Origin of the sequence: Rhodococcus sp. 5A-K4 (assembly GCF_046097995.1) — a bacterium.
In the GTDB taxonomy this organism is placed as follows: Bacteria; Actinomycetota; Actinomycetes; order Mycobacteriales; family Mycobacteriaceae; genus Rhodococcus_F; species Rhodococcus_F erythropolis.
Genome location: NZ_JBJURM010000020.1, coordinates 104,153 through 117,126, shown reverse-complemented (window position 1 = coordinate 117,126; position 12,974 = coordinate 104,153). Strand labels below are relative to the sequence as shown.

The following is a 12,974-nucleotide window of genomic DNA, read 5'->3' as shown; positions in this document are numbered from 1 at the left end:
AAGGGCGTGGGACGGGCTGTGGCGCAGCTTGGTAGCGCACTTGACTGGGGGTCAAGTGGTCGCAGGTTCAAATCCTGTCAGCCCGACCGAAGATAGATCAAAAAGGCAGTTTCTCAGAAATGAGAAACTGCCTTTTTTGTATGTGCCTCACAGGTTCGGCAACGGATCTCGTGGGAAGTCCTGCGGTGACGTGAGCTCCGCGTCGGCAGCATTCACGACTGCAACATATTCTTCGTCGATCTCGTACGTAATGCCCGCCGCAGTGAAGTGCGGTGTGGATGCAGTATCGACCGGGCTGAGAACGGTCATTCTCGGAAACTGGGTGAGGATCGACCTCGGCACTTTTCTGGACCGAAAGCTCGTCGACAACACGGTGATCGCCTTTCGGCTCACCACGACAAACACACTCGGTTTCGCGCTCATCAGAACGTCTGCTGGAAATACGTACCGGATCTCGTTCTCTGGATCCAGGTAAGACCGAAGGCGCTCGCGAGCATCCGCAGAAACCGGCATGCGCGGAAGGCTAGCTCAGTTTCGCTGACTGAGGCGAATATTGTGGACGGCAACGGTTGCTCCGAAGAGCGCGATCAGAATGGCGGTAAAGATTGCTGCCAACCACCACGGCGCCGAACCTGCTGTATTCAGCCAAATGATCAATGCACCGAAAATTGTAGTCGGAATGCCGACAGCACGAGACAGGTCGACATTCCTCGGATTGACCGGCGGTGTTCTCCACCAATGAAGGCGATGTCCTCGATTCTCACGCAGCATTCGCAGGAAGGACCAGACAGTAAGCGGCAGGCCAATCGCGAGGATGACCATCCCGCCAATGATCGCCAAAGTGGACCCGTCTCGGAAGTACGTCACGGCAGCGCCCACAACGCCTGCAAAACCGATGGCCGTGAATACTTTCCACGCCGGGGTTATGGACTGGCCATGCGGTTGTGTTGCCATGCAAGCACCCTTCCATAAAACATGTTCGAAAACTTCAAGCCTGTTGCGGCCGTCGATTGTGCATCAGGGTGACAGTCAAACTCGGCAGGCCGTTAACTATTCCGAGTACAGCGACTGCGATACCCGCACTCAAAAGAGGTGCTGTCTCCCAATAGTTGTCAACGACGGGGAATGTCCCGATCAGGCTCAAAACCCAACCTGCGAGTTGCGCACGCCGAACCCGCTGTGCCGCTCGCGATGAGGACGGTCCCACCGCGAGAGGTATTCTCCACCCGTAGTTTCCGTGAGCTGCGAGGCGAGCGCCGTAGACATGGGCAGCAGTAGCAAGAATCAGTGCGCCCAATGCGATCAACGTCGTTGGTCCCTTCTTCGATTACCGTCGACGTTATCGCTCCTTCGTGCATTTTGGGTTGCAACCGCTTTCTGCGCCGGCGCACAATTTTCCCTACTGGCATGATCTCTTCGTATGACGGGGATTCGGATCGCGTGGGTTGTATTGGCGGTTGCCACCGGGATTCTAGGATCCGCGACGGCACAGTGGCCGCTGTACGAGATCACCGATTGTGAAATAGGCCTCGGCCCGCTCAGTTCTGCCGATTGTTACCGCTCGATTCACGACTATTTCGGGCGGGAGCTCTTCTTGGTGCTGGCGTTGCCGGTGGCTCTGTGCGTCATTCCAGCCGTGATTCCGCGACCATTAGTTTCCTGGATCGTCTCGGCGACAATGCTCTGCGCTGCAGTAGTGGGTTTCTTTACCGCTTTCAGCTCGGATATGCCTTCTCTGCTCTCGATGGTGGGGAGCCTCCCTGCGGCAGTGCTGGCATTGGTACTTGCCGCAGTGCATCAGGGGATCGCATTGCGCAACAAGGGCGCCATTGCGCGTGCGCGCGGTGGAGTTCGCGATGCGCGGTCGAGTGAATGATCAGGTGGGGCTGAAGAACAGTTCCATCGAGATCCAGAACCACGCCACCATTGCAGCGACCGGAAGGAACGCAAACACCAATGGCATCGCGAATTGCCGGCCGGTGCGACTGGGAATAGTCATAAGTCCGAGCAAGACGAACACGGCGGCAGGCGCCGCCCAACTTATCCAGTAGGTGAGCGGTGGTGGGTTGGGCCCGAACGACGTGAACGAACGGTTCGGATACAGCTGCGGCTGCGGGACATCCGCGAAGTGTTGCCACAGGAGTACCAATGGCAGGTAGCCGAACAGCCCCAGTAGGAGGCCGACGACGAGTCCCGCGAAGATTCGTTCGCCCCTCATCTCAACGCACCCGTCCGAATCAATCGTCCCACTGCCTATGCGACTTCTGGTAAGTCACGAGGCTGAATCCGTAGAGCCCACGCCCGGGCCGCAACGAACGTCATGGCCAATACGAGAACCACCAGCAGTACGACCGCGATCCAGGTGGGAGCGGCGGTGGAAAAGCCCAGCCTCCACGCAGTACCGACACCTACAGTCGTCGCCGCCAACGCCCCGACCGGAAGCATCGCCGCCACCGCCTGCGCCGTGCGCGTAGTAAGTCGATCCCCGGCAGCGCGAAGAACTCCGAACACGGCGGCGACCGCCAGACCGTAGGCCAGGAAACCGCTGACGGCATAAACCAGGAGCGGGGACCATCCGATGTCAACCGACCTGGTGAATGCCATGCTGATCAAGACCAACAGGGGCGTCAACCCAAGCGTGACTCCCACGAGGCCTGCCACCACAGTTCGAAGCATTCGATTGTCCTGACCTCCGGAGATTCGCACACCCGCGAGGTGGAGTACGAGCCCGGTCAGCGCGCCCAGAACGGCGCCGATCACCGCAGCCTCGATGGGCCAGGCCCATTGCGATTCACCCGCGAAGCCCGAGATTGTCGTGCCACCCGAAAAGAGGGTGATCGTGGCCGACGCCTGTGACGATCCTTGTGTCAGCGCCGCCGTGACGATGGCAACGGTCGCACCGAACAAAGCAAACCCGAGTGCCTGTTTCCACATCAAGCCATCTTGGCCCATCCCGCGGGAGAATTCGGCGCAACAGGTCTGCGTCATGCTTTACCTATCGGGGTGGGATCGGCACAAAGGTCCGCATCTCGTCCCGTCCGGGGCGTATTACGCCTGCGGCGGATTCGGGCACCTCGTTCCATGCTCCGGGAAGGTCGCGCAGAGGCTCGGATACGACGATTCGGGTCTCCTCACTCAGATGGTGCAGGGCATCCACCTCAGGATGGAGCTTGCGTAACGTAGAGATCTCGGTGGAGAAGAACAGTGACCTCGACCGGTTCTCGCTCGAATAGCGAAAGATCCAGGTGGAGACGCCATCCGACGTAGCAACGGTCATCTGGACCGGATCGTCGATACCCTGCGAGCGAGCCGTGTGCTCGACAAATCCGACGGCCCTCGCGACACCTTCGAACGGATCGTCGGCCAGACCGAACGTCTGCGCGAGGAAGAACAAGGTTTCCGAGTCCGTCGACCCTTCGAGGTCCGGAAAGAGCGACGGATCAATGGCAGTCACCAATTCCCTTTTCATGTCGTGGAATCCGCGTAGTGAACCGTTGTGCATCCACAACCAATTGCCGTGCCGAAATGGGTGGCAGTTGCTGCGCTGCACCGCAGTGCCCGTCGAAGCGCGCACGTGGGCGAACATGAGCGGGGTGCGCAGTTGAGAGGTGACCTCGCGCAGGTTCGAGTCGTTCCACGCGGGTTCGATGCTCTTGAACACTGCTGGTTGGGACCCCTCCCCGTACCAACCGATTCCGAAGCCGTCACCATTCGTCGTCGTTGCCCCGAGTTGAGAATGCAGGCTCTGGTCGATCAGCGAGTGCTGTGGCCTGAACAGCAAGTCATGGGCGAGTATCGGCTCTCCCGAATACGCCATCCACCTACACATGCTTTCAACTCAAACAGATTGAGTCGGCGTTGTCGGTGCATGCGCAGCGGCGTGCGTCGTCTGGGTGGGCTTCCATGTCGACACAGCCCAGATCACGACGATGTTCAGCGCGATGATGAGAGTCGACCACCAGGGGTAATACGGCAGCCACAAGAAGTTCGCGATGATCGAGATCGCACAGATCACGACTGCCGATACCCGTGCCCACGCCGTTCCGGTGAACAGTGCGAGACCGACGAGAGCGACGAGCGCGCCCAGCACGAGATGGATCCAACCCCACGTCGTCAGGTCGAATTGATAGACGTAGTCGATCCCGACTACGAACACTTCGTTTTCGGCGACGGCAGCGATTCCTTGGAAGAACTGCACGATACCGACCGTCACCAGGATGACTGCTGCCCCGATCGATGTTCCTACCGCGAAACCCTGCTTGACTGACGTTGTATCCGACATGGCGGTTTCCCTTGATTCGGTGGGGTGACCGGACACGTGCCCGGCACGTTGTACCGATCGTTGTTCCACCGGCCGACTGCCGTGAAACGGAAATGCCGGTCCGGTTCGGTGAGAAATCAGTGCGTTCTGCTCCGATGTGCGGACGAAATGTAACTTCTGGCCCCTGTTGATGCGATGTACCCCTTGCCGGAATGCGTGTGCGGAGGAATTGCTCGTAACCGAAGTTCACAGAAAACAAGAAGAATTCGGCACGGAATTTGACCTATTTGTCCAGCTGTACTGGTATTTTGACTGAATTGACCGGAAGCTACGGTCCGCGGAAAAGAGTAGCGAGAGAATGACGATCTTCGGCAGGCGTTCCGCGGGCATCTCCGCGACGGCCTTCGTCTTGGCAGCTGTTGTATCGACGGCACTTCCCGCGGTGGGGTCGGCAGCACCGGTCGCACTCACTCACGCGTGCACTCCCGAGATCAACGACAATTCGATGTCACTCGATCCGGCAGTGATAGACGGTTGGTACGACATCTCGACTGGTTCACCGGGAACGAAGATCAACTCGATCGAGGCTTGGCGGACAGTGCCGGGAGACATCCTCGAGTTTCGCGCATCGGTGACGATCAGAGCCCACGGAAGTCCCGTCCGAGGGACCCTTCGGATCGACGGCGCCGGCTTGACCGGAGATCAGGATTTGATCTCCAGAATGACGTTGACCCAAGATCTCGGTCGCTCAGGATCGACGGTCACCGATGCCGACGACGGCTCGGTCATTCCGGTTCGTGCCAAGCTCGCATTCGACGTCACAACTCCTGGACAAGTGGCACAGAACCAGACGGTCAACCTCTCGGCAGTCAAGATTGTCTTGGCAGGCGACACCACCGATCCGGGAGGTGAATGCCCCGGCCCCGGCCCGGGCTCCGGCGGCGGCGGGAATGGAAGCGGTGGCGGGAACGTCGGTGGTGACGGTTCCGGTGGGAACGGTGGGGATTCCGGTGACGCACTTCCTGGTCGTGACGTAGGAAACCGAGTACCAATTTCCCAGATTCCGTCCGGCCCGACTTCTCGCCCGTGACAGCGGCACCTGGATCCACGGTCCGTCGAACATGGGCCGCTGCAGTAGTGGCGACAATGCTCTTGATCGGCGGATGTTCCGACGACGGTGACTCGCCGACCCGCGTCCTCGCGACCGGCCAACAAGATTTGCCGCCAGAGATTCGCGCTGTGGTCGACGGTCCGGATGTCCCGACCACGCTTCGCATAGTCGACAGCACCGCTGACGTTCTGTCGATCAAGACGACGACAGACGGCTCGCTCATTCCGCCCGAGGATGTCAGTGAGATCGGATGGTGGGCAGATTCGGCATTCCCGGGTTCGGGCGCGGGCACCGTGGTGATCACCGGACACATCAACGACATCTATCAGGGTGACGGTTTCGGAAAGAAGTTCTCGACACTGGAAATCGGCTCGATCGTGACCGTGGCGGGCGCCGGGGGACAGACCTGGAACTACCGTATCGATGCGGTCGATCACTACGGCAAGGACGGCGAGCTGCCGGTCGAGCGATTGAACAGCCTCGACGGACCGGAAACCCTCGCGCTGATCACCTGCGGCGGCGAGTTCGTCGGTCCACCCTTCGGTTACGAGGACAACGACGTCGCGTGGGGAACTCCGGTGCCCGCATAGCCGAAAACCAGACGTCGGAACGGTTGATAAACTGGGCCCCGCGTTCGTGGCCATCCACGCACGTTTCGAAAGTCCGAAGAAGGAGATTGTGCTGTGGTTGACCTCGCCTATGTCATCGCTGGGTCCGAAGCGACTGGCGGTGCCGGCCTGCAGGTCGACCTGAAGACGTTCCAGGCATTGGACGTCTACGGCGTAGCGACCACCACATGCATCGTCTCGTTCGATCCCAAGAACAACTGGGGTCATCGCTTCGTGCCGATCGCTCCTGACGTGATCGCTGATCAGATCGAGGCTGCCACTGCGGCTCACGATCTGGACGTCGTCAAGATCGGCATGTTGGGCACTCCCGCCACGATCGAGGTTGTGGCAGAGGGTCTGCGTCGGCAGTCCTGGCGCCACGTCGTCCTCGACCCGGTCCTGATCTGCAAGGGCCAGGAGCCCGGCGCGGCTCTCGATACCGATACAGCACTTCGTGATTCGATCCTCCCGCTCGCCACCGTCGTCACACCCAACCTGTTCGAGGCACGCACCCTCGCCGGAATGGACAGTATCGAAAGCGTGGACGACCTCATCGAGGCCGCACGTCGTATCCACGACCTCGGACCCAAGTACGTGCTCGCAAAGGGTGGTGTCGAACTCGCCGGTGGCGACGCCGTCGACGTGTTGTTCGACGGCACCGACGTGACGGTTCTCTCCGCCCCCAAGGTCGGCGAAGAGCGCGTCTCGGGTGCCGGTTGCACGCTGGCCGCCGCGGTGACCGCCGAACTGGCAAAGGGCGCCGACGTGGGAGAAGCCGTCGCTCTGGCCAAGAAGTTCGTCACGGCGGGCATCGAAGGCCGCGTCTCGGCACACACGCCGTTCGACACCGTCTGGCAGGGCGCTTTCAAGGGATAGGCACACTGCGGCTCACATCGCCGCGTGCGGCCTGGCAGGATCGAGTGCGTGAGTACTGCGAACCTGAATCGAAGCGAAGTCGCCGAACGATCTCGAACCATCGACGTCACCGGGTACCGGGTGGAGTTGGATCTGCGATCGGCGGCGGACTCTGCCGCGAAGACCTTTTCGACCGTCACGACAATTGATCTGAAGTCGTCGGCGGAGTCCACGTGGCTCGACTTCATCGGTGCTGCAGTCGATTCCGTAGAGGTCGACGGTGCGTCCATTCCGGTGGAGTACGACGGGTCCCGGATTGTGGTGCGCGGACTCGGCGGATCGAACGTCGTTCGGGTGGCAGCACACGGCCACTACAGCCTTTCCGGCGAAGGGCTGCACCGATTTGTCGACGACGCTGATGATCAGACGTATCTGTACACGCAATACGAGCCCGCCGATGCCAGGCGTGTTTTCGCCTGCTTCGAGCAACCGGACCTCAAGGCGCCCTTCACATTCGAGGTGACAGCACCTGACGGCTGGGAAGTCCTGTCGAATCAGCCCGCGACACGGACTCTCTCCGTCGACGGTGCGCAACGCGTCACTTTCGCACCGACGCTGCCGATCTCGACTTACATCACCGCGATCGCGGCCGGGCCGTATCACCGCGTGGCCTCGTCGTGGAGTCGCGGCGAACTCACTGTCGAGTTGGGCGCTTTGTGCCGGGCGTCGTTGGCTCCACACCTCGATGCAGACAACGTTTTCGGCATCACCCGTCAGGGGCTGGACTTCTACGCCCAGCACTTCGACTTTCCGTATCCGTTCGGCAAGTACGACCAGATCTTCGTCCCCGAGTACAACCTCGGCGCCATGGAGAACCCGGGACTGGTGACCTTCACCGAGGCGTATGTGTTCCGCGGCACCGCAACCGACGAGCAGCATCAGCGTCGCGCCAACACGATCCTGCACGAAATGGCGCACATGTGGTTCGGCGATCTCGTGACCATGGTCTGGTGGGATGACTTGTGGCTCAAGGAATCCTTCGCCGACTTCATGGGATCGCTGGTCAGCGCCGAAGCTACTCGCTTCACCGATGCCTGGGTAGCATTTGCCATCAAGCGAAAGGCGTGGGCGTACCTCCAAGATCAGCTGCCGACCACGCATCCCATCGTCGCCGACATCGTCGATCTCGAAGCTGCAAAGCTGAACTTCGACGGAATCACCTACGCCAAGGGCGCCAGTGTCCTCAAGCAACTCGTGGCTTTCGTCGGCCGTGACGCGTTCTTCGAAGCGGCACGACGGTACTTCAAGGCCCACGCCTTCGGGAACACCACGCTGGTTGATCTGCTCGACGTGCTCGCGGAGACTTCCGGACGTGATGTGCGCGAATGGGCCCGAATCTGGTTGCAGACCACCGGAGTGTCCACGCTGTCGCTCGACGGAACAGACCTGGTCCAGACGGACCCGAGGCCGCATCGGCTCGCAGTCGGAATCTACGACTACAACGAGTCCGGAGATCTTGTTCGCACCGAACGCGTCGAACTCGACATCACCGAATCCCGCACGTCGGTCGACCTTCCGCCCGGAGCGCTCACACTGCTCAACGACGAAGACCTCACCTACGCGAAGGTGCGATTGGACGCGGAATCTCTGTCCACGGTCGAGGCGTCCCTGGACCGCGTGAGCGATCCGCTTGCGCGCGGTGTGATCTGGTCGTCGCTGTGGAACTCGGTGCGCGATGCGCAGCTCTCGGTGTTCCGATACCTCGACATGGTGGAACGATTCGCTCCCGCAGAGACAGATCTTGCGATTCTCAGCGCGATCCTGACCGATGCCCAATACGCGGTTCTTCACTACGTTCCGAAAAGCTTGCGGCCCAATGTCAGTGCGGGCTGGTTGGAAACGACCTGGAAGGCGTTGTTCGAAGCCGAACCGGAGTCCGGAAGACAGCTGGCATGGGCACGGGCTCTGTCGGCCGCCGCAGCGGTCAACGATGCTCGCGCCGGCGAGTTGCGGTCGATACTCGACGGCACGTGCCCGGGACCGGTCGGACTGGCTCTCGATCCTGATCTGCGGTGGGCATTGTGGATCGCCCTGTCCGCGACCGGGCATGCGAGTGTAAGCGACTTTGACAGTGAGCTGAGCAAGGACAGCACGTCAGCGGGTCGAACGGCGTACGTCCGCGCCGCGGCGTCGATTCCCGATGCCGAGACCAAGGCGGCTGCCTGGGCGTCGGCGACCACCGATGCCTCACTCTCGAACGACCGCCTGGATGCGACGATCGCCGGATTCCGTTCGGGCACAGACCCGTCGTTGATCGAGGGATATGCGGTCGAGTACTTCTCGTCCCTGGGGAAGTGGTGGTCCGAACGCAGCATCGAGATCGCGCGACGATTGGTGAACGGGCTCTTCCCGGCAGCTGAAGACACCTCTGCTGTCGATTCCTGGATCCAGGCCAATGCTGAGGCGCCCGCGTCGCTGCGGAGGCTTGTTCTCGAGCGTCGGGATCACCTGGCCCGAGACCTACGTGCTCAGGCCTCGAACGCAGTGATCTGACGCCATCAGCTCCGAAATGTCCTGTTCTTGGATATTGTCTAAACAGGGCTGCGACGGGAGACGACGTGCACACGATCACGGATCTTTCGCTGGTCACGGGCCCGGTTCCGCCCGTGGTGACGGTGCTCGGAATTCTGGCACTTCTGTGGCTGATCTTCTCGAGATCGAGGCGTCACGTGCTGATCTCGATTCCGGTCTGCATCGTCGCGGCAATTGCGATCACTCTCGTGCTGTACTGGCTGATCGAGAAGGTGTGGCACCCGTTCCCCGATCCGATTGCCCGTCCGGTCTACGTGTGGATCGGGTTGGGCATTCTCGGCGTGCTGCTGGGTGTTTCGCGGGTCTTTGCGGCGACGCGGATCGACGGCCGCGTGCTCACCGTGGTGTCCGTGCTCCTGGTGGTCGTGTCGAGCGCGGCTCACGTGAATCTGCAGTTCCAGTCGTATCCGACGTTGGGAACAGCGCTGGGACTCTCGGACGCGGAGAAGGTTTCACTCGCCGACCTGGACGACGGCAAGGACGGGGCGGTACCGGTTTCGCAATGGAAGGCTCCAGCGGACATGCCGTCGGCCGGCAAGGTCAGCACGGTCACGATTGCGGGGACGGTCTCCGGATTCAGCGCCCGCGACGCCGAGATCTACCTACCGCCCGCGTATTTCACCAACCCACGACCGGAGTTGCCGGTGTTGGTACTGCTTGCCGGCCAACCAGGCGCGCCCGAGGACTGGTTACAGGGCGGACGTCTCGTCCAGACCATGGACGCCTACGCCGCTGCGCATTCGGGCTTGGCTCCCGTTGTCGTCGTTGCTGACGGGACCGGGTCGGAACTGGCGAATCCGCTCTGTGTCGATTCCCAACTCGGGAACGTCGCAACGTACCTTTCGCGCGATGTTCCAGACTGGGTGCGCGGGAACCTCCAGGTGGATCCCGACCCGAGGAAGTGGGCGATCGGGGGACTTTCGTACGGCGGTACCTGCGCGTTCCAGATGGCAACGAACTTCCCCGCGGTATATCCGACGTTCCTGGATCTGTCCGGTCAGATCGAACCCACCCTCGGTGATCGGAAGCAGACCGTCGATGCAGCGTTCGGCGGTAACGAAGCCGCGTTCGTGGCAGTGAATCCGCAGGATCTGCTCCGGGAGAAGAAGTTCCCCGACAGCGCCGGAGTGTTCGTGGTCGGCAAGCAGGACAACGACTACCGCCCAGGTCTTCAAACGCTCTACGAAGCCGCAAAAGCCGCAGGAATGGACGTCCAGTACGCCGAGGTCGACGGTGGACACAGCTTCCAGGTGTGGTCGGCTGGATTGGCGAGTCAATTAGGTTGGCTGGGAACGCGACTCGGTCTGCCCGGATGAACGATCGTCTGGAAGTTCCGAAGACCCGATGATCAGCGGGTGAATTCTTCCGGTCGCCCCGGCTTCGGAGCCCAATCCCTGCGGATCCGCCACACTCGCGAGCCGAAGGTCGAGTGCGCCGGTCCATTCTCGGGTCAATTGCGCATCGAGTGCGTCGACGCGCTCGAGTAGCGGAGGGTGCTGGTCCGGCGGGCAGGCTTCGAGCAAGGTCGCGAATACCGCGCGTAGACGGCGCTGGACCTGCGCGGAATTGGTACTGAAGTGCCGGATCTCGTCGGTGGCGACGGACACGTAATCGGTCCAGGTGCGTTGCTGCCCTCGGATCAGCGTGAGATCCGAGGTTGACGTGTCGAAGCGGACCCGCGGGGCGAGAAGTACCAGAAGATCTTCGATGTGGTCGAGAGCCTGCACGGCTCGGCCCGGGTCGTTGATGGCGGGTGACAGTGCCTTGAGCGCGATGTCCACGATCGACTGAAGCGCTGCACCGGGGCTGACGACCGGGCTGTGCGTGTCACCGAAGATCAAGCACGACATCAAGGTGTCAGGACGTACCTTCAGCGACGGTCCGCGTACCTCGAAGAGGGGCGCGTTCTGGGCGACGAACTCGCCGATGCTGGGGACGACCTCGACCGAGACGTCCCAGCGGCTCGCCAACCGCTGCAGTCGTGCGAGATCGATCGCCAGCAGAATCCGGCCGTCGGGTGAGAGGTGGCGCAGGCGAATCACCAGTGCGTCGGCGCTCTCGGAGGTTTCGGACTCGCGCGGTTGGGGGAGTGGGAGCGGCTGACTGGGTTTCGGTGCGCCGGAAGGTAAGTCCTCGTACAGCGGATAGGCACGAATCGTCGCGCTGCGACCCTGGGCCGCTATCCAACGCAGCAACCGACTGGAATTGAGGATCGACCCGACCTTCGCCACCAACGCGATGAACAGGATCGCACTGGCCAATGCCAGAAGCAGTGCGATCGCCGTGGAGATGGTCGGTGAGGAATTCTCCGAATCGAGCGCCAGATCGAGCGCAATGATCAAGGAGAAGACGAACGTGGCCAGAAACATGCCGATCGACCACCGCATCACTCGCTGTTGCGCAAGCATCGGGACCACCCGCACCGAAATCTGCGATGCGCCGAACTGCATTGCGAGGGTGATGGCGGTGAACACCAGACCGGTGAGAGTGATCATCCCGCCGGCGATGACGCTGAGCAGCGTTGCGGTGGCACCGGCGTCCACGCCCTCGGAAATGGTACCGACGTCGCCGTCGCTCACCAGGTCTCCGTCGATCCCGACGAGGATGTTCGCGGTGACGACGGACAGCACGACGAGGATCACGGGGAGGCGCCAGACCGGGACTGTTCGTAATCGTCGGCGAGTTCGGCGCCAGCGAATTCTGTCCGAAAGCCGCCGTGATAGTCCGACTTTCGTCGTAGGCGTCGTGGTGTCGACGACTGGGAGTGGTGGTGGGGTCGGAGGAGTGGAACCGAAACTTCCTGACACCGTTTCCTGAACGTAGATCTTCGCGTGGATCATCGGCTCGCGATACCGCTGCTCACGGGCGACTGCCCGGCTCATCTTCGCGGGCTTGTCGCGGTAACGCGAACGCGCCCACGGCGCACCCGGGCGACTCAACCGAATTGCTCCGACCAACAGAAGCGGGGTGAAGAACAGTCCGATCAAGCCGGTCCAGAGTTTGCCCTTCATCAACGTGATCACGGCGAGTCCGAGTTGGATCACGATCGCGACGACAACGCCGATCAACGTCGCCAGGCTACGGTCCTGCTCATACGGGTCGAACTCTCCCGCGAACCCGATCGGGTGGACTCCGAGAAGGAAAAGGAACGAGATCGCGATGGCAACGAACACCGCGTCGATGGACGAGCGACCCTCTTCGGCCCAGTAGACGTCGCGCAGATGTAGCACGAGTGCGTACTCGTCGAGGACCAGCGCGCTGCCGATACCGAACACCGACGCAAGAACACAGTTGGCGATCGGGGTGTGATAGTCGGCCAGAGCGATGAAGGCAAAGCCGGACACGAGCATCATCATCAAACCGAAAACCATGTGGTGGATGTGCATTCCACCGGGCGTGACATTGCCTGGCCACCACGAGACCTCAGCTCGGATCATTCGAACGCTGAACCGAATGAACAGGAACGTCAGGACAAAGGCGAGCAGAAGGAAGAACAGTGGGAGTCTGCCGGTGTCGACGACCGTGTGCTCGAACCAGGACCGCACGG

At 61.3% G+C, this 12,974-nt stretch carries 13 protein-coding genes and 1 tRNA gene; 7 read left to right on the top strand and 7 right to left on the bottom strand.

The window, feature by feature from the left end; genetic code table 11:
• Positions 1-12 precede the first annotated feature (12 nt).
• Positions 13-86 (top strand) — tRNA-Pro (locus ACKAMS_RS23835).
• 61 nt (positions 87-147) lie between these two features.
• Here the strand turns inward: ACKAMS_RS23835 and ACKAMS_RS23830 are convergent.
• Both ACKAMS_RS23830 and ACKAMS_RS23825 read right to left on the bottom strand, forming a co-directional pair.
• Positions 148-309: a hypothetical protein gene (locus ACKAMS_RS23830; RefSeq protein WP_200865134.1), complete on the bottom strand. Its 162-nt coding sequence runs from the start codon at positions 307-309 to the stop codon at positions 148-150.
• 219 nt (positions 310-528) lie between these two features.
• Positions 529-954, bottom strand: a complete 426-nt coding sequence (locus ACKAMS_RS23825) for a hypothetical protein (RefSeq protein ID WP_020969706.1) — start codon at positions 952-954, stop codon at positions 529-531.
• Between the two features lie 466 nt (positions 955-1,420).
• On the opposite strand from ACKAMS_RS23825, the gene ACKAMS_RS23820 reads away from it, so the two are divergent.
• Positions 1,421-1,876: a hypothetical protein gene (locus ACKAMS_RS23820; protein ID WP_042951968.1), complete on the top strand. Its 456-nt coding sequence runs from the start codon at positions 1,421-1,423 to the stop codon at positions 1,874-1,876.
• Here ACKAMS_RS23820 and ACKAMS_RS23815 read toward each other — a convergent pair whose 3' ends face one another.
• The 4 genes from ACKAMS_RS23815 to ACKAMS_RS23800 form a co-directional block, all read right to left on the bottom strand.
• Positions 1,877-2,218, bottom strand: a complete 342-nt coding sequence (locus ACKAMS_RS23815) for a hypothetical protein (RefSeq protein WP_042951966.1) — start codon at positions 2,216-2,218, stop codon at positions 1,877-1,879. It abuts the gene before it with no gap.
• A gap of 35 nt (positions 2,219-2,253) precedes the next feature.
• Positions 2,254-2,934, bottom strand: coding sequence for a hypothetical protein (locus ACKAMS_RS23810; RefSeq protein WP_041686197.1), 681 nt, complete (start codon positions 2,932-2,934; stop codon positions 2,254-2,256).
• Between the two features lie 61 nt (positions 2,935-2,995).
• The gene (locus ACKAMS_RS23805; RefSeq protein ID WP_408989623.1) at positions 2,996-3,817 is read right to left on the bottom strand and encodes a class II glutamine amidotransferase; all 822 of its coding nucleotides are present in this window, start codon (positions 3,815-3,817) and stop codon (positions 2,996-2,998) included.
• Positions 3,818-3,838: 21 nt separating this feature from the next.
• The gene (locus ACKAMS_RS23800; RefSeq protein ID WP_408989622.1) at positions 3,839-4,282 is read right to left on the bottom strand and encodes a hypothetical protein; all 444 of its coding nucleotides are present in this window, start codon (positions 4,280-4,282) and stop codon (positions 3,839-3,841) included.
• A gap of 337 nt (positions 4,283-4,619) precedes the next feature.
• On the opposite strand from ACKAMS_RS23800, the gene ACKAMS_RS23795 reads away from it, so the two are divergent.
• From ACKAMS_RS23795 to ACKAMS_RS23775, 5 genes are all read left to right on the top strand, one after another.
• Complete coding sequence (locus ACKAMS_RS23795; RefSeq protein WP_408989621.1) at positions 4,620-5,351, top strand: hypothetical protein; 732 nt, start codon at positions 4,620-4,622, stop codon at positions 5,349-5,351.
• Positions 5,348-5,962, top strand: a complete 615-nt coding sequence (locus tag ACKAMS_RS23790; RefSeq protein ID WP_257207324.1) for a class F sortase — start codon at positions 5,348-5,350, stop codon at positions 5,960-5,962. Before ACKAMS_RS23795 ends, ACKAMS_RS23790 begins: the two co-directional genes overlap by 4 nt.
• Positions 5,963-6,055: 93 nt before the next feature.
• The gene (gene thiD / locus ACKAMS_RS23785) at positions 6,056-6,856 is read left to right on the top strand and encodes a bifunctional hydroxymethylpyrimidine kinase/phosphomethylpyrimidine kinase (RefSeq protein ID WP_003946192.1); all 801 of its coding nucleotides are present in this window, start codon (positions 6,056-6,058) and stop codon (positions 6,854-6,856) included.
• Between the two features lie 48 nt (positions 6,857-6,904).
• Positions 6,905-9,388: an aminopeptidase N gene (pepN, locus tag ACKAMS_RS23780; RefSeq protein ID WP_408989620.1), complete on the top strand. Its 2,484-nt coding sequence runs from the start codon at positions 6,905-6,907 to the stop codon at positions 9,386-9,388.
• A 65-nt stretch (positions 9,389-9,453) separates the two neighbouring features.
• Positions 9,454-10,743 (top strand): esterase family protein, encoded by a 1,290-nt coding sequence (locus ACKAMS_RS23775; protein WP_007731985.1) that lies wholly within the window; start codon positions 9,454-9,456, stop codon positions 10,741-10,743.
• On the opposite strand, the gene ACKAMS_RS23770 is transcribed toward ACKAMS_RS23775, so the two are convergent.
• The gene (locus ACKAMS_RS23770; protein ID WP_046378597.1) at positions 10,705-12,972 is read right to left on the bottom strand and encodes a DUF2254 family protein; all 2,268 of its coding nucleotides are present in this window, start codon (positions 12,970-12,972) and stop codon (positions 10,705-10,707) included. The two genes, ACKAMS_RS23775 and ACKAMS_RS23770, sit on opposite strands and share 39 nt — an antisense overlap.
• Positions 12,973-12,974: the final 2 nt, after the last annotated feature.

Bases quoted from the DNA above. Each gene is read 5' to 3' on its own strand.
- ACKAMS_RS23830 (WP_200865134.1), bottom strand. From the start codon at position 309: ATGACCGTTCTCAGCCCGGTCGATACTGCATCCACACCGCACTTCACT.
- ACKAMS_RS23825 (WP_020969706.1), bottom strand. From the start codon at position 954: ATGGCAACACAACCGCATGGCCAGTCCATAACCCCGGCGTGGAAAGTA.
- ACKAMS_RS23820 (WP_042951968.1), top strand. From the start codon at position 1,421: ATGACGGGGATTCGGATCGCGTGGGTTGTATTGGCGGTTGCCACCGGG.
- ACKAMS_RS23815 (WP_042951966.1), bottom strand. From the start codon at position 2,218: ATGAGGGGCGAACGAATCTTCGCGGGACTCGTCGTCGGCCTCCTACTG.
- ACKAMS_RS23810 (WP_041686197.1), bottom strand. From the start codon at position 2,934: ATGTGGAAACAGGCACTCGGGTTTGCTTTGTTCGGTGCGACCGTTGCC.
- ACKAMS_RS23805 (WP_408989623.1), bottom strand. From the start codon at position 3,817: ATGGCGTATTCGGGAGAGCCGATACTCGCCCATGACTTGCTGTTCAGG.
- ACKAMS_RS23800 (WP_408989622.1), bottom strand. From the start codon at position 4,282: ATGTCGGATACAACGTCAGTCAAGCAGGGTTTCGCGGTAGGAACATCG.
- ACKAMS_RS23795 (WP_408989621.1), top strand. From the start codon at position 4,620: ATGACGATCTTCGGCAGGCGTTCCGCGGGCATCTCCGCGACGGCCTTC.